The 21314-nt window shown below is 64.2% G+C and carries 24 protein-coding genes; 12 read left to right on the plus strand and 12 right to left on the minus strand.

Annotated elements, in window-relative coordinates:
• The first annotated feature begins 24 nt into the window (after positions 1-24).
• Positions 25-1044, plus strand: a complete 1020-nt coding sequence (ilvC, locus tag AS156_RS01825; RefSeq protein ID WP_027551328.1) for a ketol-acid reductoisomerase — start codon at positions 25-27, stop codon at positions 1042-1044.
• Positions 1045-1093: 49 nt separating this feature from the next.
• Here ilvC and AS156_RS01830 read toward each other — a convergent pair whose 3' ends face one another.
• Together AS156_RS01830 and AS156_RS01835 are read right to left on the minus strand one after the other, a co-directional pair.
• Positions 1094-1336, minus strand: coding sequence for a PilZ domain-containing protein (locus tag AS156_RS01830; protein WP_066499137.1), 243 nt, complete (start codon positions 1334-1336; stop codon positions 1094-1096).
• A gap of 72 nt (positions 1337-1408) precedes the next feature.
• Entirely contained in the window at positions 1409-2515 is a 1107-nt protein-coding gene (locus AS156_RS01835; protein WP_066499139.1) for a DUF2336 domain-containing protein, read from the minus strand.
• Positions 2516-2863: 348 nt separating this feature from the next.
• On the opposite strand from AS156_RS01835, the gene AS156_RS01840 reads away from it, so the two are divergent.
• From AS156_RS01840 to AS156_RS01865, 7 genes are all read left to right on the plus strand, one after another.
• On the plus strand, positions 2864-4105 hold the full coding sequence (locus tag AS156_RS01840) for an ABC transporter substrate-binding protein (protein WP_066499142.1): 1242 nt from the start codon (positions 2864-2866) through the stop codon (positions 4103-4105).
• Positions 4106-4256: 151 nt separating this feature from the next.
• Entirely contained in the window at positions 4257-4490 is a 234-nt protein-coding gene (locus AS156_RS01845) for a hypothetical protein (protein WP_066499145.1), read from the plus strand.
• A 77-nt stretch (positions 4491-4567) separates the two neighbouring features.
• Positions 4568-4696 (plus strand): hypothetical protein, encoded by a 129-nt coding sequence (locus AS156_RS45565; RefSeq protein WP_283807896.1) that lies wholly within the window; start codon positions 4568-4570, stop codon positions 4694-4696.
• A gap of 168 nt (positions 4697-4864) precedes the next feature.
• Positions 4865-6577 (plus strand): sulfatase-like hydrolase/transferase, encoded by a 1713-nt coding sequence (locus AS156_RS01850; protein WP_066499147.1) that lies wholly within the window; start codon positions 4865-4867, stop codon positions 6575-6577.
• A 253-nt stretch (positions 6578-6830) separates the two neighbouring features.
• Positions 6831-7997 carry a COG1470 family protein gene (locus AS156_RS01855; protein ID WP_066499149.1) on the plus strand — a complete coding sequence of 389 codons (1167 nt, stop codon included), beginning with the start codon at positions 6831-6833 and terminating at the stop codon, positions 7995-7997.
• The gene (locus AS156_RS01860) at positions 7994-8980 is read left to right on the plus strand and encodes an ABC transporter ATP-binding protein (RefSeq protein ID WP_066499150.1); all 987 of its coding nucleotides are present in this window, start codon (positions 7994-7996) and stop codon (positions 8978-8980) included. The genes AS156_RS01855 and AS156_RS01860 overlap by 4 nt, the downstream gene beginning before the upstream one ends.
• Positions 8970-9932, plus strand: a complete 963-nt coding sequence (locus tag AS156_RS01865; protein WP_066499157.1) for an ABC transporter permease — start codon at positions 8970-8972, stop codon at positions 9930-9932. Before AS156_RS01860 ends, AS156_RS01865 begins: the two co-directional genes overlap by 11 nt.
• A gap of 114 nt (positions 9933-10046) precedes the next feature.
• Here the strand turns inward: AS156_RS01865 and AS156_RS01870 are convergent, their stop codons facing one another.
• The 3 genes from AS156_RS01870 to AS156_RS01880 all read right to left on the minus strand — a co-directional run bounded on the left by AS156_RS01870 (position 10047) and on the right by AS156_RS01880 (position 12772).
• Positions 10047-11606: an ABC transporter permease/substrate-binding protein gene (locus AS156_RS01870; RefSeq protein ID WP_066499159.1), complete on the minus strand. Its 1560-nt coding sequence runs from the start codon at positions 11604-11606 to the stop codon at positions 10047-10049.
• Positions 11603-12391, minus strand: coding sequence for an ATP-binding cassette domain-containing protein (locus AS156_RS01875; RefSeq protein ID WP_066499162.1), 789 nt, complete (start codon positions 12389-12391; stop codon positions 11603-11605). Before AS156_RS01875 ends, AS156_RS01870 begins: the two co-directional genes overlap by 4 nt.
• A 165-nt stretch (positions 12392-12556) precedes the next feature.
• Positions 12557-12772, minus strand: a complete 216-nt coding sequence (locus AS156_RS01880; RefSeq protein WP_066499164.1) for a hypothetical protein — start codon at positions 12770-12772, stop codon at positions 12557-12559.
• Between the two features lie 242 nt (positions 12773-13014).
• Here AS156_RS01880 and AS156_RS01885 point away from each other — a divergent pair, with 242 nt between their 5' ends.
• The 4 genes from AS156_RS01885 (at position 13015) to AS156_RS01900 (ending at position 15357) form a co-directional block, all read left to right on the plus strand.
• Positions 13015-13851, plus strand: coding sequence for a metal-dependent phosphohydrolase (locus AS156_RS01885; RefSeq protein ID WP_066499167.1), 837 nt, complete (start codon positions 13015-13017; stop codon positions 13849-13851).
• A 132-nt stretch (positions 13852-13983) separates the two neighbouring features.
• On the plus strand, positions 13984-14652 hold the full coding sequence (locus tag AS156_RS01890) for a hypothetical protein (RefSeq protein ID WP_245312507.1): 669 nt from the start codon (positions 13984-13986) through the stop codon (positions 14650-14652).
• 42 nt (positions 14653-14694) lie between these two features.
• Positions 14695-14967 (plus strand): DUF3551 domain-containing protein, encoded by a 273-nt coding sequence (locus AS156_RS01895; RefSeq protein ID WP_066499170.1) that lies wholly within the window; start codon positions 14695-14697, stop codon positions 14965-14967.
• 117 nt (positions 14968-15084) lie between these two features.
• Complete coding sequence (locus tag AS156_RS01900; protein ID WP_066499179.1) at positions 15085-15357, plus strand: DUF3551 domain-containing protein; 273 nt, start codon at positions 15085-15087, stop codon at positions 15355-15357.
• 24 nt (positions 15358-15381) lie between these two features.
• Here AS156_RS01900 and AS156_RS01905 read toward each other — a convergent pair whose 3' ends face one another.
• The 7 genes from AS156_RS01905 to AS156_RS01935 are packed head-to-tail and all read right to left on the minus strand — an operon-like array spanning position 15382 to position 21229.
• Positions 15382-16584, minus strand: a complete 1203-nt coding sequence (locus tag AS156_RS01905; protein WP_066499182.1) for an FAD-dependent monooxygenase — start codon at positions 16582-16584, stop codon at positions 15382-15384.
• 15 nt (positions 16585-16599) lie between these two features.
• A complete protein-coding gene (locus AS156_RS01910) occupies positions 16600-16995 on the minus strand; it encodes a hypothetical protein (RefSeq protein ID WP_066499184.1) in 396 nt (131 codons plus the stop codon).
• Positions 16996-17018: 23 nt separating this feature from the next.
• Entirely contained in the window at positions 17019-17210 is a 192-nt protein-coding gene (locus AS156_RS01915) for a hypothetical protein (RefSeq protein WP_066499338.1), read from the minus strand.
• A gap of 19 nt (positions 17211-17229) precedes the next feature.
• On the minus strand, positions 17230-17823 hold the full coding sequence (locus tag AS156_RS01920; protein WP_082747275.1) for a 3-phenylpropionate/cinnamic acid dioxygenase subunit beta: 594 nt from the start codon (positions 17821-17823) through the stop codon (positions 17230-17232).
• 10 nt (positions 17824-17833) lie between these two features.
• Complete coding sequence (locus AS156_RS01925) at positions 17834-18655, minus strand: SDR family NAD(P)-dependent oxidoreductase (protein ID WP_066499192.1); 822 nt, start codon at positions 18653-18655, stop codon at positions 17834-17836.
• Entirely contained in the window at positions 18652-20001 is a 1350-nt protein-coding gene (locus AS156_RS01930) for an aromatic ring-hydroxylating oxygenase subunit alpha (protein WP_066499195.1), read from the minus strand. The genes AS156_RS01925 and AS156_RS01930 overlap by 4 nt, the downstream gene beginning before the upstream one ends.
• Positions 19985-21229 carry an ABC transporter substrate-binding protein gene (locus tag AS156_RS01935; protein WP_066499198.1) on the minus strand — a complete coding sequence of 415 codons (1245 nt, stop codon included), beginning with the start codon at positions 21227-21229 and terminating at the stop codon, positions 19985-19987. Before AS156_RS01935 ends, AS156_RS01930 begins: the two co-directional genes overlap by 17 nt.
• Between the last annotated feature and the right edge of the window lie 85 nt (positions 21230-21314).

Consider the following 21314-nt stretch of genomic DNA (forward strand, 5'->3'; position numbering starts at 1 on the left):
CCTTTGCAAACGAGGAAAACCACGATGCGAGTTTACTACGATCGCGATGCCGACCTGAACCTGATCAAGGGCAAGAAGGTCGCCATCGTCGGCTATGGCAGCCAGGGCCACGCCCATGCGCTGAACCTGAAGGATTCCGGCGTCAAGGAGGTGGCGATTGCGCTGCGCAAGGGCTCGGCCTCGGCCAAGAAGGCCGAGAATGCCGGCTTCAAGGTGATGGAAGTCGCCGAGGCCGCGAAATGGGCCGACCTCGTGATGATGCTGACTCCGGACGAACTGCAGGGCGATATCTATCGCGAGCACCTGCACGACAACATGAAGAAGGGCGCCGCGCTCGTCTTCGCCCACGGCCTCAACGTGCACTTCAACCTGCTCGATCCGCGCGCCGACCTCGACGTGCTGATGATCGCGCCGAAGGGCCCCGGCCACACCGTGCGCTCGGAATATCAGCGCGGCGGCGGCGTGCCCTGCCTGATCGCGATCGCCAAGGACGTGTCCGGCAACGCGCATGACCTCGGCCTCAGCTACGCTTCGGCGATCGGCGGCGGCCGCGCCGGCATCATCGAGACCACCTTCAAGGAAGAGTGCGAGACCGACTTGTTCGGCGAGCAGGTGGTGCTCTGCGGCGGTCTGGTCGAGCTGATCAAGGGCGGCTACGAGACGCTGGTCGAGGCCGGCTACGCGCCGGAGATGGCCTATTTCGAGTGCCTGCACGAAGTGAAGCTGATCGTCGACCTGATCTATGAAGGCGGCATCGCCAACATGAACTACTCGATCTCCAACACCGCGGAATACGGCGAGTACGTCACCGGCCCGCGCATCGTCACGGCGGAGACCAAGGCGGAAATGAAGCGCGTGCTAGCCGACATCCAGGGCGGCAAGTTCGCCCGCGACTGGATGCTCGAGAACAAGGTCAACCAGACCTCGTTCAAGGCAACCCGCGCCAAGCTCGCCCAGCACCCGATCGAGGAAGTCGGCGCCAAGCTGCGCGACATGATGCCTTGGATCAAGAAGGGCGCGCTGGTCGACAAGAGCAAGAACTAAGCGTGTGATCGGCTCTCCCCGTTTGCAGGGCAAACGGGGAGATGCCCTCTCAATCGAAGGCCACGCCGAGCCGGGTGGATTTGCGCCAGGCGACGTGGCAGGGCCTGTGCAGCCTATCCGCTGGAACCGCCAGGGTGAATTGATCGGGGATGCCCGTCTGACTTTCGACCTGGAGTGCCGCGCCTGAAGCCGACAGGTTGCGGATCGTGCAATCGATGGCGCCGCCGCCGAACTCGATCGTTCCCGCCTTCAACACCCGATGTCTTGTACTCCGGCGTGCCTCTTCTGCCATCGTCCCGGCTCCATGCTGGCCTGACCGCCTCTGCGCGCTGAGCAGCGGCGCGCCAGAGGTCCATTCCTATCGCTACCCGACCGCCGTCGGCTGCTTCTCCAGCCTGTTGTGCAGTTGCCAGAACCGCACCGTGCGTTGCGCGGTTTCCAGCGACAGCCGCCGATAATCGCGCTCGGCGACCTTGAGCGTCACCTCGTCGATCGGATGCGTCATCGGCCGCTTGCACAGGACGGTTTCGACCGTCGGCCAGTTCAGGCGCGCGGAGCGGCAGGGGATCAGGATCAGGTCGGAGCGGGGGCCAAGCATCAGCCGCTCGATCATCTCGATCGGCATGTCGTTGAGCACCGCGAGCGCGACGGTGACCTCGTCGAACTTGCCTGACTCGGCGAACTTGTAGACCGCCGCGTCGTCGAGCTCGTTCAACTGCTTCATCAGCTTGACCAGCTCTTCGGCGACGCCGTAGTTGCGGCGCGGGGCGGTTGCGCCCTCCTGGGCGATGTCGTTCAGGACTTTCCGGATCTCGTCACGCACCGCGGCCGGCGCGATCGCCAGCAGGCGGGCGCGCACCGCATCCTTGGCGCGGCGCAGCAGGTCGCGCAGCAGCTTGGCCGGAAGATCCAGGCGCAGGCCGAGGATTTCGATCAGCTCGTCGTCACCTTCGGCGCGGGCGACAATGTTGGAATAGCCGTCGTCCGAGAACTGCGCGCTGGCGTTCTTGGCGAGGCGCCGGATCACCTTGTCTTCGCCGCGGTTGATGATCACGTCGGTGACGCTCTCAGGCAGGTTTTCCCGTGCCGAGATCGCAAACAGATGGTCTTGCCCCTTGGTGCGGGCGATCTCGATCAGCGCTTCGTTGCTGAGGCGGCTGGATTGGGTCAGCACGTCGCCCGCGACGCTGATGTCGTCGTCCCATGCAAGGTACTGGATCACCTCGAACGGGGCGTAGTCGAGCGGCGCCAGCCGCTTGCTGAGCTCGGCCCGCGCACGCGTCTCGACGCGCGCGGTCAGCAGGCAGAGCACGTCGTCGAACACCTTCACCTGATCGTCGTTGAGGCGGTCGCCGTCATTCAGGAACAGGTCGGTGACCCGCCGCAGCGTCTGCACGCGCTTTGCGGTCGTCCCGTCCCGGACAGCATCTTCAAGTTCGGCAATAATCGATTGTGCCGGCTGTTGCGCCATTGATCGGCAGCCTGTTGTTGTTGGATGGTACCCATGTGCACGATGCACCACTTGGCGTTACACGTGCGTTAAGTGGGAACCCGGTGCAAACACAGGTGCACTGCATCCTTAACGGTCGGCGACCAGTCATGGTTACCGAACTGCCATCGCCGACCATACAATTGATCTTCGACGTACGACAAATGCGCCGCACCATGGCTCCGGCGCGACAAAACGCCACCGATCATAGCAGCCGTTAATGATGCGTCGTTGCTTTCTAAGGCCCGGCGTCCGCTGCTATCGTCAGCGCACAAGAAAGCGGCAGAGGAAACGACCCGACAACAAGCCCGCCAAGGGAGGACGAAACTCATGAAGCGCTCGCCCAATAATTTCTTCTGGACGAACTCGATTCGGGCTATCGGGCTTGCCGCGGTCATCATGATCGCGAGCGCCGTGTCGGCTGCCGCGCAGAAGCAATACGATGCCGGCGTCACCGACGCCGAGATCAAGATCGGCAACATCATGCCGTACTCGGGACCGGCATCGGCCTATGGCATCATCGGCAAGACGATGAGCGCCTATTTCCGGATGATCAATGACGCGGGCGGCGTCAACGGCCGCAAGATCAACTTCATCAGCTACGACGACGCGTACAGCCCGCCGAAGACGGTGGAGCAGGCGCGCAGGCTGGTCGAAAGCGACGAGGTATTCCTGATCTTCGCGCCGCTCGGCACAGCGACGAATGCGGCGATCCAGAAGTACATGAACACGAAGAAGGTGCCGCAATTATTCGTTGCCACCGGCGCATCGCGCTGGGGCGACCCCGAGCACTTCCCCTGGACCATCGGCTGGCAGCCTAACTATCGCGCGGAAGGCCGTGTCTATGCGAAGTACATACTGGAGCATTACCCCAATGCGAAGCTCGGCGTGCTCTATCAGAACGATGATTTCGGCAAGGACTATGTGCTCGGCCTCAAGGACGTGCTGCGCGACAGATACGACAAGATGGTGGTCGCGAGCGCTCCTTACGAGATTGCGATGCCGACCGTGGATTCGCAGGTGGTAGCGATCAAGACCGCCAATCCTGATGTCTTTCTCAACATCGCGACCCCGAAATTCGCGGCGCAAGCGATCAAGAAGGTCGCGGAACTCGGTTGGCATCCGGTGCATATCATGACCAACGTATCGGCCTCGGTCGGCGCCGTGCTGAAGCCTGCCGGTCTCGACAATTCTACCGGAATCCTTTCGGCGGGCTACCAGATGGACGTCACCGATCCGCAATGGGAGTCCCATCCAGGCATGCAGAAGTACCGCACCTTCATGGCGAAGTATTACCCGGAGGCGGACAAGGCGGAGAGCGGGCCGCTCACCGCCTACAACACATCGACCGCGCTGGTCGAAGTGCTGAAGCGTTGCGGTGACAACCTCACCCGCGCGAATGTCATGAAGATCGTGGCCGACATGGATTTCGAGATCGATACTTATATCCCCGGCATCCGTATCAAGACGTCGCCGACGGATTTTTATCCAATCGAGCAGGTGCAGATGATGAGGTTCGGGGGCGAGAAGTGGGAATTGTTCGGGCCGATCATCGACGGACACGCGGAGTAGGCCGCTTCGTATCGCACTGCTTCACGCCGCCGATGTCGTGGCCGCCCGGATCGATGCCGGCGAATGCATGCGCAGCATGACGGAAACTCGGGCCAGGGAACTGGAACATCTTGGCCATCAGTGAGCCACTTTCCCGAGTCACCCCGTCATCATGACTGATGGAAAGAACCAGAACGAACTGACACTGCTGGCGGAGGAGGCGCTGCGCGCCCACCCCGGATGCGACACGGCACGCGTGCCGGCGGTCTCCGCGTTGTGGCATGTGCAGGTCGGCCGCAATTGGGAAATTCCGAACGTGGTGCTCGGCGACAGCCTGATCAGCGACGTCGACCGGGCCGTGATGTCGGTTCATCGCCAGCTTGGCCGCAAGTTCCATCTGGTGTGAACCGCGCGGCCCGCTTTCGCTTGAAAACGCTTTAGCCTGCCTGCGTCGGACGCGGCCTGGTCTGCGGCTTCGCGCGGATGTACATCGACGGCCATCTGCCGCGCTGGGGCGTCAGCGATGCGGAGGCGGAGCCGATGGCGGCTGCCAATATCGATCTGTTCATCGCGGGCATCGCAAGGCGCGCGACGCCTGCTGCGAAAGTCTAGGGCACGCAGCGCCGGCCGGTGCACGCTGGGCCCGGCAAATTCATTGCGTGTTCATGACAGTTCTATTACGGTTTTGTGACACGGTGCAGGGACCGGCTGTGCGGTGTGCCTCCTGGCCGTTGCCAGCCAAGGCGGTTGCATTGCGCCGGCTTGTGTTGCGTCTCACCCATGGCGCCCGCGCCACAACAAGATTCCTCCGTCACCGCGCTTGCCGGTGGCCTTATTGCGATCGGCATCTGGCGGCTGATGGCGGTCGCCGCACCGCATCTCGGCGCGCTGGCCGTGATGCTACAGACCGAGACCGATTTCGGCTCGCGGGTCTGCTTCCTGTTCACCTGGGGAATCCTGAACTTCCTGTTCATCGCGCTGCTGCGCAGGCCGGCGCTGTCGGGTGCGCTGTCGCTGACGTTGGTCGTGGTGCTGGTGCTGCTGTCGCGGTTCAAGCACGACGTGGTGCAGATGACCGCGAACTTCGTCGACCTGATGGTGATCGATCGCGACACCGCATCCTTCCTGCTCACGATCTTCCCGAACCTGCGCTGGTCGATCATCGGCACCGGGCTCGTCACGCTGCCGCTGATGTACGCGCTGTGGTGGCTCGACCCGTTCCGTATCCGCCGCCTGCCGGCCGTAGCCGCATGCCTTGCTTGCACCGCGGCGCTCTCGGCCTATGCCTTCACCTGGCCGGATGAAGCCTGGCGCGGCTATTACGATGACGGCTATCTGTCGAAGTTCGCGCGCTCCGGCGTGACTGCGGTGTCCGACTTCGTGGCCCATGGCTTCATGGAATCGGATCCCGCCCTGAAAGAGCGGCTCAAGGTGCCGCTGGTCGATGCCTGTCATCCGGCGGGACGGCGGCCCAACGTCATCATGATCCACGACGAGTCGAGCTTCGACATCCGCGCCGCCGCCGGCGTCAAAGTGCCGCGGGACTACGGCAGTCACTTCAAGTCCTATGACGGTGTCGAGCGGACATTCCTCGCCGAGAGCAATGGCGGGCCGAGCTGGTTCACCGAGTACAACGTGCTCGCGGGGCTGTCGTCGCGCTCGTTCGGCCGCTTCGCCTATTTCGTCACCCGCATCGCATCGGGCCGGGTCGAGCGCGGCCTGCCGCTGGCGCTGCGCCGCTGCGGCTACGACACGCTCTCGCTCTATCCCGCGTTCGGCGGCTTCATGAGCGCGCGCAGCTTCCAGATGACGACCGGCATCCAGCGCTTCTATGACGCGCATGACCTGCATGCCAAGGACGTCGAGCCCGACAGCTTCTTCTACGACAAGGCGCTATCCCTGATGGCGGAGCAGAAGGCGCCCGGCACGCCGCTGTTCGCCTTCGTCTATCTCGCCGCCAACCATTTTCCGTGGGAGACGACATTCCGTCCCGACCTGCTGCCGTCATGGAAGCGGCCCGGCAACGCGCCGCCCATCGACGAATATCTGCGCCGGCAGACGATGAGCGCCAACCATTATGCCGGCTTCGTCGCAGCGTTGAAGAAACGGTTTCCGGCGCAGCCGTTCCTGATCGTGCGCTATGGCGATCATCAGCCGGAGTTCTCGCCGCAACTGCTCGACCCCGAGCTCGACGAAGCCGGTATCGGCAAGAAGCTGATGGACTACGATCCGCGCTACTACGCGACCTATTATGCGATCGACGCCATCAATTTCGAGCCGGTGAAGAGCCCCGCGGTGATGAACACGATCGACGCGGCTTATCTGCCGCTGGTGATCCAGGAGGCTGCCGGCATTCCGCTCGATCCGTCATTCGAGGAGCAGAAAGCCATCATGCTCCGTTGTGGCGGCATGTTCTATTCCTGCAAGGACGGCGCCGAGGCGCGGCGCTTCAACCGATTGCTGATCGATGCCGGCATGATCAAAGGCCTTTGAGCCGGCTCGCGAAACGGAAGCCGGCGCGAGCGCTATGAACTCATGATGTTGTGATCGCATCATGAACTAGACGAACGTCGAACGTTGTTAGACGAAGGTCTCGCCGTCACGCGCGCAGCATTACTCATTTGTAATTGGCTCGCCGAGATTTGGTCACGATTGTTTCGATGATCTGTCGCGCCGCTGCCACGGTGTTCATCAACGCGCAGCGTCAACCCCGCCAATCTTGCTTCTCTTGCAGGAGTGTTTGCCCATGCGAGCGCTCGATCTTGCGCGCCTTGTCGTCGCCTTCGGATTTATCGTTCCCTCAGCCTATGCCGCCGAGCCGCCCCACGACATCAAGGGGCTCTACATGATGACGGACTATCCGGCCGTCACCATCAGGCCCGGCACCACCTCCAACATCTCGCTGCGTCTGCAGAACTACGGGCTCGGCCCGCAGCGTTACAAGCTTTCGGTCGAAGGCGTACCGAGCGGCTGGACCGCGACGCTGCTCGGCGGTGGCCAACCGGTCGCGGCCGCGATGCCGGCGCCCGATGCCAGCGTGCCGCTGCAGCTCCGGCTTGATGTGCCTGCCAACAGCTCGCTTGCCGAGCAGACACTGACCGTGAAGGCCGAAGGGCAGGGCAGCGAGGCTACGCTGCCGATCGCGGTCGCGCTCGCCAAGGAATTACCGGCGAAGCTTTCGGTGTCATCGAAGCTTCCAGAACTGCGCGGCAGCCCGAAATCGAACTTCGAATATACGCTGACCATCAAGAACGACAGCGGCCGCAACCTGGTCGCAAGCTTCGCGGCCGCAGCGCCGCCCAACTTCGAGACGTCTTTCACCGAGGCTTATGGCACCCAGGAATTGTCCTCGATCCCGATCGATGCCGGCCAGTCCAAGGACATCAAGCTCAAGGTCCGGCCGCCGAGCGCGGTCGATGCCGGACATTTCCCGGTCAAGGTCACGGTCAATGCCGAGGATGCATCGGCGCAGACGGAGGTGGCGCTCGATGTCGCCGGCCAGCCGCAGCTTCAGCTCTCCGGCCGTGACGGGCTGTTGAGCGCGCGTGCGGTTGCCGCGCAGCAGAGCACGATCCCGATCGTCGTCACCAACAGCGGCACCGCGCCGGCCGAGAATATCGCGCTCACCGCGACGGCGCCGAGCGGCTGGAAGGTGACGTTCCAGCCTGCCACGATCGACCGGCTGGTGCCCGGCAAGGATGCCGAGGTGCAGGCGCTGGTGACGCCGAGCGACAAGTCGCTCGCCGGCGACTACCAGCTCTCGATGCGCGCCACCTCGCGCGGCGAGACCGCATCGAGCCAGTTCCGCGTTACCGTCAATACGTCGACCGTGTGGGGCATGGCAGGAGCCGGCGTGATCGGCGTCGCGCTGCTGTTGATGCTGGGTGCAGTTGCAAGGTTCGGACGGCGATGAGCGACCAGAAACCCGAGGGCGGTGCGGCGTCGCCGGACGTCGTCATCGCGGCACGCGATCTCACCAAGCGTTACGGCAAGACCAGCGTCGTCGACGCCATCAACTTCGACATCGCCAAGGGTGAGGTGTTCGGGCTGCTCGGTCCGAACGGCGCCGGCAAGACCACGACCATCCTGATGATGCTCGGGCTTACCGAGATTTCAGCCGGCCGGGTCAGCGTGCTCGGCTTCGACCCGGCACGCTCGCCGCTGCAGGTGAAACGGCGCGTCGGCTATCTGCCCGATGCGGTCGGCTTCTACGACCATCTGACCGCGGTGGAGAACCTTGCCTACGCCGCCAAGCTGATGGGCCTGTCGATGGCCGAGCGGTCGCAGCGGATCGTGGCGGCGCTCAGCCGCGTGCGCCTGCTCGACGTCGCCAACAAGCGTGTCGCGACCTTCTCGCGTGGCATGCGGCAGCGGCTCGGGCTTGCCGAGGTCATCGTCAAGCGCGCCGAGATTGCGATCCTCGACGAGCCGACCTCGGGCCTCGATCCGCAAGCGACGCTTGAATTCCTCGACCTGATCAGGGAACTGAAGGCCGAGGGCGTCAGCGTGCTGCTGTCGTCGCACATGCTCGATCAGGTCCAGCGCGTCTGCGACCGTGTCGCGCTGTTCCGCACGGGGAAGATCGTGATGATGGGTTCGGTCGCCGAGCTCGCGGTTCAGGTGCTCGGCGCAGGCTTCGTCGTCGAGGTCGAGGCCGACGGCGCCGGCATCGCGCGGCGGCTTGCCGCGATCCCGGGCGTCGGCAATGTCGAGACGCTCGCCGAGGACCGTTTCCGCATGACCGCGGACCGCGACGTGCGGCCCGATGCGGCGCGTGCGGTGGTTGCGGCCAACGGCGCCTTGCGGCGGCTTTCCGTCGACGAGCCGAGCCTCGAGGCGATCTATGCCCATTATTTCCAGGCCTCGCAGTCCGGAGGAGTGCGTGATGCGGCGTGAAGGTTCAGCATTCCAGGGCGTCGGCGCCGTCTTCATCAAGGAGCTGTCCGACAACATCTCGAGCGTCCGCATGCTGATGCTCGAGCTCTTGATCGTGTTGACCGCGATGGCGGCGTTGTACGAGGCGATCATTGCGCTGCGTCAGAACACCGCGGAGGATCCGTTCCTGCTGCTCCGCCTGTTCACGGTCTCCCAGGCGCCGTTGCCGTCCTTTGTCGCCGTCCTCGGCTTCCTGATCCCGCTGATGGCGATCGGGCTCGGCTTCGACCTGATCAACAGCGAGCACAATCGCCGCACGCTGTCGCGGATCCTGGCGCAGCCGATCTATCGCGATGCGCTGCTGCTCGGCAAATATCTCGCCGGCCTTGCGACGATTGCGATCAGCCTGACGGCGTTGTGGCTGCTGGTGATCGGGCTCGGCCTGATCTTTCTCGGCGTACCGCCGGGCGGCGAGGAGATCGCCCGCTCGCTCGCCTTCCTGGTGATCGCGATCTTCTATGCCGGGGTCTGGCTGTCGCTCGCCATGCTGCTCTCGATCGTGTTTCGCTCGCCGGCGACCGCAGCGTTGGTGGCGCTCGGTATCTGGCTGTTCCTGACCGTGCTGTGGCCGATGCTGGCGCCGGCGTTCGCGCAGATGATCTCGCCGCCCGACCCGCGCTACGCCGCACTCGGCCTCGACACGCCGGATACCGCGATCTGGACGCAGCTGTTGCAGCGGTTCTCGCCGAACGACCTGTTCGGAGAGGCGATGCTGGCGGTGCTGTCGCCGACGACGCGTACGCTCGGCCCGGTGTTCCTCGATCAGCTGCGCGGCGCTGTGATGGGCGCGCCGCTGCCCTTCGGCGAGAGCGTGATGATCGCCTGGCCGCAGACGGTGGGCCTGATCGCCTGCACCATCGTGCTCTTTGTCGCTGGCTACATCCTGTTCCAGCGACAGGAGGTCCGCGCCTGAGGCGATTCTGCTGGTCCTTGACATCGTCATTGCGAGCGGAGCGAAGCAATCCATCTCACAGCGAGCGGATAAGTGGATTGCTTCGTCGCTGTCGCTCCTCGCAATGACGATGGGCTACTTGGGTCCAACTTTCTCCCATAGCCAGCGCGCCACGGCGTCGGGCGACGATGTCGAATCGTTGCCCGACGCACGCAGATTTGCCTCGCGCATCTCGGCAATGTCGATCTTGTCAAGCAGCGGCTGCAGCGCAGACTTCAGTGCCCCGTCGTCGCGTCGCTTCGGCGACAGCAGCACGATTGCGTCATAAGGCGGGATGGCGTGCCTGTCGTCCGCGAGCGTGACCAGATCGTATTTCGCGATCAGCCCGTCGCTGGTGTATCCCGCGATGACGTCGACCTCGCCTGAGGCGACCGCAGCATACATGAAGTCGGGCTGCATCTGCCGCTGGGTGCGGAACGTCAGCCCATAGGCCTTCTGGATACCCGCCCATTCCGGCCGCGAGAAAAATTCATAATCGCCGGCGATCGACATGGTCGGCGCCCGTGCCGCAAGGTCCGAGATCGAGTGGATGCCGAGCGCGTCGGCGCGCTTGCGCGGCATCACGAGCGTATAGGCATTCTCGAAGCCGAGCTCGCCGAGCAGGGTGACGTCCTGCTTCGCCAGCGTGGTCTTCAGTGCGTCCAACAGCTCGGCGCGCGGCGGGATGTCGGTGTGGTGGAACTGGTTGGCCCACAGCGTGCCGGAATAATCAACATAGACGTCGATGTCGCCGGTGGCGAGCGCATCGAAGATCACGTTGGAGCCGAGACCGGCGCGCGTCGTGGCCGACAGCCCGGCCGATTGTAGTCGCTCGGCGAGCAGCGCCGAGAGCACATATTGCTCAGTGAAGGTCTTGGCGCCGACGACATAGCCCGTATGCGGCCGCGCGATCGCCGGCACCAGCGTGGCCGCGATCAGTGTGGCAATGCCGAGGCCGCCGAGCCCGGCCCGCGCGCGGCTACGGTTACGCAAGCCGTTCTCGATCAGCGCAAGCAACTGGTCGACGACGAGCGCCAGCACCGCTGCTGCGACGCAGCCGAACACCACGAACACCCAGTTCTGGGTCTGCAGCCCCGCGAAGATATAGTTACCGAGGCTGGTCTGGCCGATCGGCGTCGACAGCGTCGCTGTGCCGATCACCCACACCGCCGCGGTGCGGATCCCTGCCATCATGACAGGCAGCGCGAGCGGCAGCTCGACCATCAACAGCGATTGTCGCTCGGTCATGCCGACGCCCTGCGTCGCTTCCAGGATTTCGGGATCGACGCCCGACAATCCCGTGATGGTGTTGCGCAGCACCGGCAGCATCGAATAGAGCGCAAGCGCCAGCACCGCCGGCAGGAAGCCGAACGCGGAGAAGCTGAAGCCGAACCATTCGGCGGTCAGCGCGGCCAGCGCCAGCAGCAGCGGATAGAACAGCGCGAGCAAGGCGAGGCCCGGCACGGTCTGCACGATGCTGGCGAGCCCGAGCAGCATGCCGCGCAGCACCGGCCGGTTGCGCGCGACGATGGCGAGCGGCAGGCTGACGGCAAGCCCGAGCGCCAGCGCAGCGACGCTGACCCGCACATGGTTGCCGAGATAGTCCGGCAGATGTGCAAGCGCCTCGCTCCAGCGTGGATCGGCGAGGAGACTCATGCCGTGCCGTCCCGCGGCAGCAGCGCGCCCAGCCGCTTGGCCTGCCGCCGTGGCGTGTGCAGCAGTTCGCCGACATAGGTATCGGTGCTGGCCGAAAGTTCAGCCGGTGTGCCCAAAGCCAGCAGCCGGCCGGCGCGCATCACCGCGACGCGATCGGCAAGCAGGATCGCCTCCGTCATGTCGTGGGTGATCATGATCGTGGTCAGGCCGAGCTCGCGATGCAGGGTGCGATAGTCATCGCCCAGCGCATCGCGGGTGAGAGGGTCGAGTGCACCGAACGGCTCGTCCATCAGCACGATGCGCGGCTTCGCAGCCAGCGCACGCGCCACGCCGACGCGCTGCCGCTGGCCGCCGGACAGTTCATGCGGCATGCGGTCGCGATATTGCGCGCGGTCGAGCCGCACGAGGTCGAGCAGTTCGTCGACGCGCGCCGAAATCTCAGCTTGAGGCCAGCCCAACAGCCTCGGCGTGATGCCGATATTGCCCGCGACGGTCAAATGCGGAAACAACGCGCCGCTCTGGAAGACATAGCCGATGCGGCGGCGCAGCAGGATCGGGTCGATGCGGCTGATGTCTTCACCCTCGACCGCGATCTGGCCGCGGTCGGCTTCGATCAGCCGGTTGGCGAGCCTCAGCAGCGTACTCTTGCCCGAGCCCGAGCTGCCGACAATGGCGAGGAATTCGCCCTCGGCGACATCGAGCGAGACGTCGTCGACCGCCACCACGCGGCCGCCGTTAAAACTCTTGCCGGCATGCGCGTAGGCGATCAGCGGTGTCGCAGGCATCGTGCGGCGGCCTCAGGTCTCACTGTCATTGATAACAGTGATAGCCCATAAAATGGACTTTGACTTGGGGCTGTGGGTAACTCGCCGCGCGGGTCCGCCGAATGTTCCCGATCCGGCTGGACGCCTACGACAATGTCGTCCCCATATTGGGGGCCTGTGAGCACATCACACTTCGTTCTTGGGCACATATTGGCCCATGATGCACTTATAGCTTTGCAGTCGCCATTCGTGATACGGCCCCTTGGCAAGCCAGTCGGCGATGCCGATTTGCGCATTGATTGCGCAGGCACCCATCGTGATGCCGGATTGATCACTGGTGGTGACGACCTTCTCCATGCAAAGCTGGGCGTTGCAGAGGATGGCGACAAGCGTAACGAGCATGAATGGCCTTTATCGGTGCGATACCCCGGTCAAACCTGATTTCTGAAGCGACTCATGCAGGGTTCATGCCATTATCAGCTTCGGCGGCCTCGTTGCGCGCAAGACGGGGAAAGTACGGCCGGGGCGCAAGGTCACATCAGACGGCGCGTAGCCGCCCGCTTGCGGATACGCTATAGTCCGTACCCAACTACGACGCGAGATCGGAGCCAGCGAGGAACGTTGCGCGGTCGGGGGCTGCATCGATGATGACGTTACCTGAGTTGGCGGCAGGTGCTCTGGAGAAGTTTCTTGCCAAGCAGGTGAACCGCTGGTTCGGCGTCGCGCAGGCGCGTTTCGGCGAGATCCTTCCGGCCGCGGCGCGTATCGCGCTCGAATGCATCGGTAACAGCGATGCGCTCTACCACAATGTCGAACACACGATGCTGGTCACCCTCGCTGGCCATGACATCATCCGCGGCCGCGCGCTGCATACGCATGTCACCGCCGAAGACTATACCCACACCATCGTGGCGTGCCTGACCCACGACATCGGCTATGTGCGCGGCCTGCTGAAGGGCGACGGGCCGGACGGCTACGTCGTCGATGCAGCGGGCCGGAAGGTCGTCCTGCCGCGCGGCTCGTCGGATGCGGGCCTGATGCCCTATCATGTCGACCGCTCGAAGCTCTACGTTCTCGACCGCCTCGAGGCCGTCATTCCGATCGATCGCGAGCGGATCGCGCGCAACATCGAGGGCACGAGGTTTCCGTCGCCGGAAGGCCAGGTCTATGACGACGAGGCGGCGATCGTACGCGCGGCCGATTTCATAGGGCAGCTTGGCGATCCCAACTACATCCGGAAGGCCAACGCGCTCTATCACGAGTTCGAGGAGGTCGGCATCAATCGCCAGCTCGGCTATGAATCGCCGGCCGACATCGTCGATCGCTATCCGCAATTCTACTGGAACATGGTGGCGCCGCACATCCAGGGCGCCATCAACTGCCTCAACATGACCGCAAGCGGCCGGCAGTGGATCGCCAATCTCTACAGCAATGTCTTCCGCGCCGAGCGCGAAGTCACGCTGTCCGGTCCGCAAATCTGACGCCGGTCCCGCGTCGATACCGTCCAGTTCGCTCTCCGTATTTCGGCCGCCTTCACCGGTTGCGCTGACAATGCAAATCGGCGACCTTGAGCCATGGACCTGCCCGTCGACCGCGTTTCCGATCGATCCAGCATGACATCGAGCTTCGCGCGGCTGATCGCGGCCGCGATCTTGTGCTGGCCTGCGCTCGCCACCGCCGGCCCGGTCTACGACGTCGATCTGTATGCGCTGATGTCCGGCACCTGCCGCAACGTCAACATCGCCGGGCGAAGCTACACCTGCAAGGCGGTCGCCTACTTCCACACCCTGCGCGGCCGTTCCGAATTCACCGTCGTGCTCGACGATCCCGCCGACAACAGCCACATCGTCTCGTTTTCCGGTGAGAGTTCGCCGCGGACCCAGGACAATCTGTTCGAGCTCGCGGTGGACCGCATGCTGCTGAAATCGAGCGACCGGCCGCGGGTCGACGGCCTGCCGGTGCCGCTGGTGGAGGCGTCGACGGGCTCGTGCCGGCAGGTCGGAAGCTTCGTCACACGGCAAGTCTCCAGCATCACCTGCGCGGCCACCGACCGCAACGGCAAGACATACGAGCTGAACTTCCAGTCCGACGGCTCGCCGATGACATTGCGCCGGCTGCGGCAGTCGTCACTGCCGAGCGAGCGGCAGCGCGCACGCCAGGTCGCGCAGCTCGAGTGCCGCCTCAAGGCGCGCGCCGCGAAAGTCCTGCCGCGCGACACGCCCGCCTTCGTCATCCGTTGCCTCGGCGAGGACGACGGCAAGCCGTCCGACGAGCAGCGATAGCCACCTGCCCGGCGCTTCGGACGGGGCTTTTAGGAGAGTTTGATGCGCATGAAATTCGCCATCATCGCCGTCATCGGCGTGTGTCTCGCCGGGTCTGCCAGCGCGCAAATGTACGATCCAAAGTATCCGGTGTGTATGGAAGTCTATGAAGGCAGGCTGACGCCCGAATACGTCGATTGCAGCTTCACGTCGCTTCCGCAATGCCAGGCAACCGCGTCGGGGCGATCGGCGACTTGCTCCGTCAATCCCTTCTACAAGGGGCCGAGAAAGCCGCCGAAGGAGCCTGGGCATCGACAGCGCCAACGGGACGGCTAGCGCACCGGCCATCGGCGGTCGCCGGCCTGTGACGACTTGCATGGGCGGCGCGTCGATGATCGTGTTGACTAACTCCGGCAGTTGTGAGGAAACGTTCCAAGCAATAAGGAGAATCCGATGCGCCTAAAATTTTTCGCGATCGCCGCGTTCGCGGTCGCGCTGGCCCGATCTGCCGCAGGACAGGCCTACGATCCGAACTATCCGGTCTGTTTGCATCTCTATAACGGGCCGATGGCCGGAGACCACATCGATTGCAGCTACACCTCGATTCCGCAGTGTCAGGCGACTGCATCGGGTCTCTCTGCGATGTGCATTGTCAATCCCTTCTTCGCTCCTCCGCCACCACTCCCGGAACGTCGGGTGCGCCGCGGACGCCATCCCGTTCAGTGAGGCGGCCCTGCGAAGCTCGTCCCGTCAAAGCGGCGAGGTCAACGCGTCGTAGGTGAACAACCAGTCATAGCGTTCGCGCACCCGGTCGGGCTGCCATTCGCGCGAAACATAGGCGTCGGCGCCTTCCGCATCCGCAAGCGCCGGGTTGTGGAAGCGCTTGGCATTCTCCGCAGACTTCAGCACGATTGCATTGGTCCGTGTCAGTCGCGCGGCCTGGAAACGCTGCAATGCCTCGAGGTGCGGAAAGCGTTCAAGGCAGCGCGCCAGCACCATGCCGTCCTCGATCGCCATGTTCGCGCCCTGCGCCAGGAACGGAAGTGTCGGATGCGCGGCGTCGCCGATCACGCAGGCGCGCCCCGCGACGAAGCGATCGAGCGGATCGCGTCCCAGCAGCGCCCATTTGTAGGGGACGTCGAGGTTGTCAATGATGGTGTGGATCTCCGGATTCCATCCCGGAAAGGCATCGCTGCATGCCTCGCGCGTGCCGCGTTCGGTCCATGATTCGACGGACCAGCTCTGGCCTTCGAAGATGCCGACGAAGTTCAGGAGTTCGCCGCGACGAACCGGATAGGTGATGACATGACCGCCGGGGCCCACCCAATTGGTGCCGACGTCGCGCTGCTGGTTTGCGGGCAGCCGCGCCACCGGCACCAGCCCCCGCCAGGCCGCTACCCCCGAAAAGAACGGTTTCGAATCGCCGCCGATCTGCCGGCGAATTTCGGAATGCACGCCGTCGGCACCGGCCATGACGTTGCCGCGGTGCCGCGTGCCATCGGCGAGCCGCAGCCAGATGCCGTCGCCGTCCTCGTCAAAGCCGGTGCAGCGGCAGTCGAGGTGCAATCGGCCCGGCGCCCGCGCATTGAACGCATCGACCAGCACGCGGTGAAAATCGCCGCGATGGACCATCCAGTAGGGCGCACCATAGATCGCCCGCGAGGAGGCGCCGAGGTCGAACAGCTTCCAGGTCCGCCCGGTGCTGAAAAGCCTGATCTCCTTGCCCGCAGGTTCGCAGGCGATGGCCTGCATCTGCGGCTGGAGGCCAAGCGCGATCAGGACGCGGGTGCCGTTGGCGCCGAGCTGGACCCCAGCGCCGAGTTCGCGGAGCTCGGACGCCTGCTCGAAGATCTCGACTTCGATCCCACGCTGCAGCAGCGACAATCCGGCGACCAATCCGCCGATCCCGGCGCCGGCAATCAAGACCTTCGGCGGTTTCTGCTGTGCACTCACGCGAAATGCTCGCCGCTACCTGCGCGTGATCAGGAAGTCGTCGGTGAATTCGCCGCGCGACACCTTGACCGGGATTTCGCCGTCGCTGCCGATCTCGAGAATTTCCGAGCCGGACTTGTTTTCCTGCGGCGTCAGCAATTCGATGCGCTCGGCGATCCGCTCGGCCTGCCAGCCAGTCAGCCTCCAGGCGAAGCGGCCGCCGAGGTCGCGCATTCCGAATTCATCGTCGGCGGGTGTCAGCACCAGCTCGTCACGCGAGACGGCGCCGGGAATGCGCTCCGCCACGGTGATGGCCTGGGGATCTTCGGCAAATCGCCGCAACAGCCCTGCCAGTGCCGCAAGGTCAGCTCCCTCGCCGAGGAACAGGAACAGCGGATGGAAATCGCTCGGCATGTATTCAAATCGCAGCATGTTCGCTTGTCCAAACCTAGGCACTACTCGCTGAGCACCATGACGATGTCCTGGGCATGGCACAGCTCGACCGTGCCGACCTCGTCGGGCCGGGCAGGGGATTCCAGGCACCGGACCTGCAACCACTCGCCGTCGTCCATGTTCTCGATCACCTCGGCGAGGACACCCTCCTGCAATTTCAGGCGCGTCCCCACCTTGATCGTCCTGACATCCATCATTGCGCGCCGGCCTTGCTCAGAAGAAGGTCGTCAGATTCTTGGCCATCAGGATATTCTGTTCAAGCAATATCTCGCGCCTCGCGATCTTCCAGCCGGCCTCGGTCAGCCGAAGCGTGTCGTTGCGGCGGCCCACGAAGGTGTAGGTCTCGTACTCGACGCGGTTCTGGTAGACCAGGAAGCGGCTCGTGACGTCCAGCTCGCGCGGCGCGTCGAGATCCGGCCGCACGGCCTTGATCTGCACATTGCTGACCATGTGCGTGATCCGCGACAGCGGCTCCTCGGCATAATGCACGCCGGTCAGGATCTGTTCGACACGCTTGGTCAGCGTCCACTTGTCTTCATCGAACCAGCTCATGCCTTCGCCGCGCCTGGTGTTCTCGCGCGCGGCCTGCTGGCCGAACTTCACGTTGCGCCGGATCGGCATGAAATAGCTGATGTCCTCGGCCAGAAGGTCGAGCCAGTCGCGAAAGCGGCGGTCGTCGATCAGGTCGGCCTCGTGGTAGTAGAAATCCTCGACGTCGGCTTTCAGCCGATAGTAGGCCGCGGTGCGTTCGATCGCCGCGTTGGCCGCAGCAGCGGCCGGCTGCTTGTCCTGAACGGTCGTCGTCATATGCATCTCCTCATCGGGTATGACACGTCGTCAGCGGCCTGGGCGGCACAGGTCCGCCCTGTTGCGCAAAGCAGCCGACGTCGATCACGGTGCCGGACAGCGTTTCGGCTTCCGGCGACAGCAGGAAGGCGACGACATTGGCAATGTCGTCGCCGGTGGCGACGCGGCCTGCGGCCGTGCCCGGCGCGCCCTTGCCGAAGCGGGCCGCATCGCCGTCGACGCGACCGAGGCTCATGCCGCTGACGATGCCGCCGCCACCGGGGATCACGGTGTTCACGCGGATGCGCTGGCGGAAGAAATCGTAGGCCATCGCCGCGCTCAGCGCCACGACACCGCCCTTGCTCGCGCTGTAGACCGCCATGTTCGGCTTGCCCCAGCCGGCGCCGGATCCGATGTTGACGATCGAGCCTCCGCCTTGCGTGATCATGTGCGGGATCGCAGCGCGGCTCGTCAGATACGGGCCCTTGAGGTTGACCGCGATGATGCGGTCGAACAGCGCCTCGTCGGTATCGAGCACCGTCCCGAGCGGACCGATCGCGGCGTTGTTGACGACGCCATCGATGCGACCGAAGCGCGCCAACGCGCGCTCGATCACACGCGCGACATCACCCGCGTCGGAGACATCCGCTTCCATCAGTTCGGCGGAGAGCCCCTCGCGCTCGAGCTCCTCGCGCAGGCCGGGAATGGCGTTCTGCGCGGTGCTCGAGACCTGCGGCGCCTCGAGGCCGAACGCCACGACCGAATGACCGCGCCTGGCAAGACCGAGCGTGATGGCGCGGCCGATGCCGAATGTGCCCCCGCTGACGAGGACGGTTTTTCCCGGTGCGGTCATTCTGCGGCCTGCCTGTTGCTTGCGGGCGAGCCGAGCAGCTCGTTCCAGTCGCCGCCCTGCATGTAGGTGGTCCAGCGGCGGTAGAAGCCGCGCGCGATCTGTTCGGTGACCTGCGTGCTGACCTCGCCGCCCAGCGGATGATCGGTCACGTAGGCGCCCATGGATTGCTGATAGTTGAAGGGATGGCGCCGCGCGATCGTGCCCGTACTGGCTGCGGTCGCATAGAGCCAGTTTTCCATGTCGTCCTGCTCGGTCATGCCGGCCGGACCGGAGTAGCGCATGTAGTAGTGGCGCAGATAGTCCTTGGCTTCCTGCGGCGCGTCCTTGTCGACCAGGAAAAAGCGCCAGCCTTCGGTCGAGGTCGGACTATGCGGATGCCAGGCGCAAAGTCCGCGCGGCTGTCGCCCGTGGTAGGAGGTGTTGGGGAAAATCGTGCCGACGAAGGGCAGCAGGCGCGCCTGCTCGCCGAGCCGTCGCTTCCGTTCCTCGAAGCAGTGCCGGAAGTATTTCTCGAGGATCGGATTGTCGAGGAAGGACTCGATGTATTCGTTGGCCTCCGGCTGGATCGCGCTATGCACGCCGTGCCCGCCCGGAAAACTGATCCAGACGTGCTTTGCCTTCTCCAGTTCGTCGTCGCGGCGGCCCTTCTTGCCGGCGGCGGCGCTCGGCCCGATGCCGATCAGGTCGACCGAGCGGTGGCTCGGATTGTGATAGGTGTCGCCGAGGAAATTCTCGGCGGCGAATTTCCAGTTGGCGGGGAACACCCATTTGTGGACGCCGATCACCTCCGAGCCGCCCTCCCGGCCGTCACGGCAATCGAGCGCCTGGTCGAGATGGATCTTGGCGTCGCCCAGATAGGTGTGGAAGTCGGGCGCATCCTTGTCCCAGGTTGCCCAGATCGAGCCCTTGTAATTGCAGAGCTTCGCAACCGACACCAGCGAGTTGGCCTCGCGGTCGAGCACGCCGTCATAGAGCGTCCGATGCAGCGGAACGCCCTGCAGCTTGCCGTCGGTTGTATAGGTCCAGCTGTGGTAGGGGCAGGTGAACAGCGACGTATTGCCCTGCTCGTAGCGGCACACCTTCATGCCGCGGTGCCGGCACGAATTGAGGAAGACGTGGATCTCGCCCGCCTTGTCGCGACAGAGGATCACGGATTCGTCGCCCATGCGCGACGTGTAGAAATCGCCGGGATTCGGGACCAGGCTTTCATGGCCGACAAGAAGCCAGGCCCGGGTAAAGACCTTGTCGAGCTCCTGCCGGTAGATATCGGCGTTCACGAAGATCTCGCGGCTGATGAAGCCGTTCTTGACGTCAACGAGCTGGTCGAAATCATTTCGCACGGACATCGGCTCCTCCTTGTGTGGCATTGTTGCTCAGCTTGCAGCCGCCCGAGTTCTCGGGGCGGAAGGCCTTGTCGCCGGGAATGACCGAGATCTTCTGGTAGTAGTCCCAGGGATACTTGCTCTCTTCCGGCTTCTTCACGCGGTACAGCGAGAGATCGTAGATGACGCGGCCGTCCTTGCGGATGTGTGCGGCGCGGCCGAAGAAATCGACCGGCAGCTTGCGCATCTCGGCGTTGACGGCCTTCGCCTCGTCGCTGCCGCCCGCCGCGATCGCCTTGAGATAATGGCGCACCGCTGCGTAGGTCGCCGCCTGCAATTTGGTCGGTTCGCGCTTTTCGATCGCAAAGAACCGCTTGGCGAATGCGCGTGTGCCGTCGTCTTCATCCCAGTAGTACTGGGATGCGATGTACATGCCTTGCGCGTCCTTCAGGCCGATCGAATGGACATCGGAGATGAAGGTCAGCATGCCGACGATGGTCTGCCCGCCCTGTTGCAAGCCGAACTCGTGGGTCTGTTTCACCGCATTGACGGTGTCGGCGCCGGTGCCGGCCAGCGCCACCACCTTGGCGCCGGAGCTCTGCGCAGCCAGCAGGAAGGACGAGAAGTCGGTGGTGTTGAACGGATAGCGCACCGCGCCGAGCACCTTGCCGCCGGCATCGGTGACAGCGCGCGAGGCATCCTTCACCATGGCCGTGCCGAACGAATAGTCGACCGCGACAAAGAACCAGTCCTTGCCGACGCGATGGCTGAATTCGCCGACCAGGCCGGCCGACAGCGCGTAGGTGTCGTCCGCCCAGTGCGTGACGACGGGAGAGCATTTGTCGCCGGTCAGCTCCGATGTCGCGGCGCCCGACACCAGCGCGGTGCGGTTGCTCTGTGTCGCGAGCCCGGCGACGGCGAGGCCGACGGAACTCACTGCGAGGTCGGTCACGGCGTCGACATGGTCGATGTCAAACCACTGCCGCGCGATCCCGACCGCGACATCGGGCTTGTTTTGATGGTCGGCCGAGATGATCTCGATCGGCTTGCCCAGCACCTTGTTGTGAAAATCTTCTGCGGCGAGCTTCGCAGCCGTCACCGAGCCGGGACCGCCGAGATCGCGGCCGCTGCCATAGTCACCCAGCACCGCGATCCGCACCACGCCGTCGGAGATATCAGAGCCGTCAGGCGCGGCGTGCGCCAGCGGCGTCGAAAACAGCAGCGTGGCGATCGTCGATGCGGCCCATGTCATGTGCCGTTTGCGCGGACGAGCTGTCTGAAGCAATTCCGGTCCTCCCTTGCTGTGTCCATCTAGTGGACATCGTTCTCATATTCTG

Source organism: Bradyrhizobium macuxiense (assembly GCF_001542415.1).
In the GTDB taxonomy this organism is placed as follows: domain Bacteria; phylum Pseudomonadota; class Alphaproteobacteria; order Rhizobiales; family Xanthobacteraceae; genus Bradyrhizobium; species Bradyrhizobium macuxiense.

Bases quoted from the DNA above. Each gene is read 5' to 3' on its own strand.
- AS156_RS01875 (WP_066499162.1), bottom strand. From the start codon at position 12,391: ATGCCTGCGACACCGCTGATCGCCTACGCGCATGCCGGCAAGAGTTTT.
- AS156_RS01895 (WP_066499170.1), top strand. From the start codon at position 14,695: ATGCGCATGAAATTCGCCATCATCGCCGTCATCGGCGTGTGTCTCGCC.
- AS156_RS45565 (WP_283807896.1), top strand. From the start codon at position 4,568: ATGTACATCGACGGCCATCTGCCGCGCTGGGGCGTCAGCGATGCGGAG.
- AS156_RS01880 (WP_066499164.1), bottom strand. From the start codon at position 12,772: ATGCTCGTTACGCTTGTCGCCATCCTCTGCAACGCCCAGCTTTGCATG.
- AS156_RS01835 (WP_066499139.1), bottom strand. From the start codon at position 2,515: ATGGCGCAACAGCCGGCACAATCGATTATTGCCGAACTTGAAGATGCT.
- AS156_RS01870 (WP_066499159.1), bottom strand. From the start codon at position 11,606: ATGAGTCTCCTCGCCGATCCACGCTGGAGCGAGGCGCTTGCACATCTG.
- AS156_RS01885 (WP_066499167.1), top strand. From the start codon at position 13,015: ATGATGACGTTACCTGAGTTGGCGGCAGGTGCTCTGGAGAAGTTTCTT.
- AS156_RS01855 (WP_066499149.1), top strand. From the start codon at position 6,831: ATGCGAGCGCTCGATCTTGCGCGCCTTGTCGTCGCCTTCGGATTTATC.
- AS156_RS01900 (WP_066499179.1), top strand. From the start codon at position 15,085: ATGCGCCTAAAATTTTTCGCGATCGCCGCGTTCGCGGTCGCGCTGGCC.
- AS156_RS01850 (WP_066499147.1), top strand. From the start codon at position 4,865: ATGGCGCCCGCGCCACAACAAGATTCCTCCGTCACCGCGCTTGCCGGT.
- AS156_RS01910 (WP_066499184.1), bottom strand. From the start codon at position 16,995: ATGCTGCGATTTGAATACATGCCGAGCGATTTCCATCCGCTGTTCCTG.
- AS156_RS01830 (WP_066499137.1), bottom strand. From the start codon at position 1,336: ATGGCAGAAGAGGCACGCCGGAGTACAAGACATCGGGTGTTGAAGGCG.
- AS156_RS01860 (WP_066499150.1), top strand. From the start codon at position 7,994: ATGAGCGACCAGAAACCCGAGGGCGGTGCGGCGTCGCCGGACGTCGTC.
- AS156_RS01925 (WP_066499192.1), bottom strand. From the start codon at position 18,655: ATGACCGCACCGGGAAAAACCGTCCTCGTCAGCGGGGGCACATTCGGC.
- AS156_RS01890 (WP_245312507.1), top strand. From the start codon at position 13,984: ATGACATCGAGCTTCGCGCGGCTGATCGCGGCCGCGATCTTGTGCTGG.
- ilvC (WP_027551328.1), top strand. From the start codon at position 25: ATGCGAGTTTACTACGATCGCGATGCCGACCTGAACCTGATCAAGGGC.
- AS156_RS01915 (WP_066499338.1), bottom strand. From the start codon at position 17,210: ATGGATGTCAGGACGATCAAGGTGGGGACGCGCCTGAAATTGCAGGAG.
- AS156_RS01920 (WP_082747275.1), bottom strand. From the start codon at position 17,823: ATGACGACGACCGTTCAGGACAAGCAGCCGGCCGCTGCTGCGGCCAAC.
- AS156_RS01935 (WP_066499198.1), bottom strand. From the start codon at position 21,229: ATGACATGGGCCGCATCGACGATCGCCACGCTGCTGTTTTCGACGCCG.
- AS156_RS01865 (WP_066499157.1), top strand. From the start codon at position 8,970: ATGCGGCGTGAAGGTTCAGCATTCCAGGGCGTCGGCGCCGTCTTCATC.
- AS156_RS01840 (WP_066499142.1), top strand. From the start codon at position 2,864: ATGAAGCGCTCGCCCAATAATTTCTTCTGGACGAACTCGATTCGGGCT.
- AS156_RS01845 (WP_066499145.1), top strand. From the start codon at position 4,257: ATGACTGATGGAAAGAACCAGAACGAACTGACACTGCTGGCGGAGGAG.
- AS156_RS01930 (WP_066499195.1), bottom strand. From the start codon at position 20,001: ATGTCCGTGCGAAATGATTTCGACCAGCTCGTTGACGTCAAGAACGGC.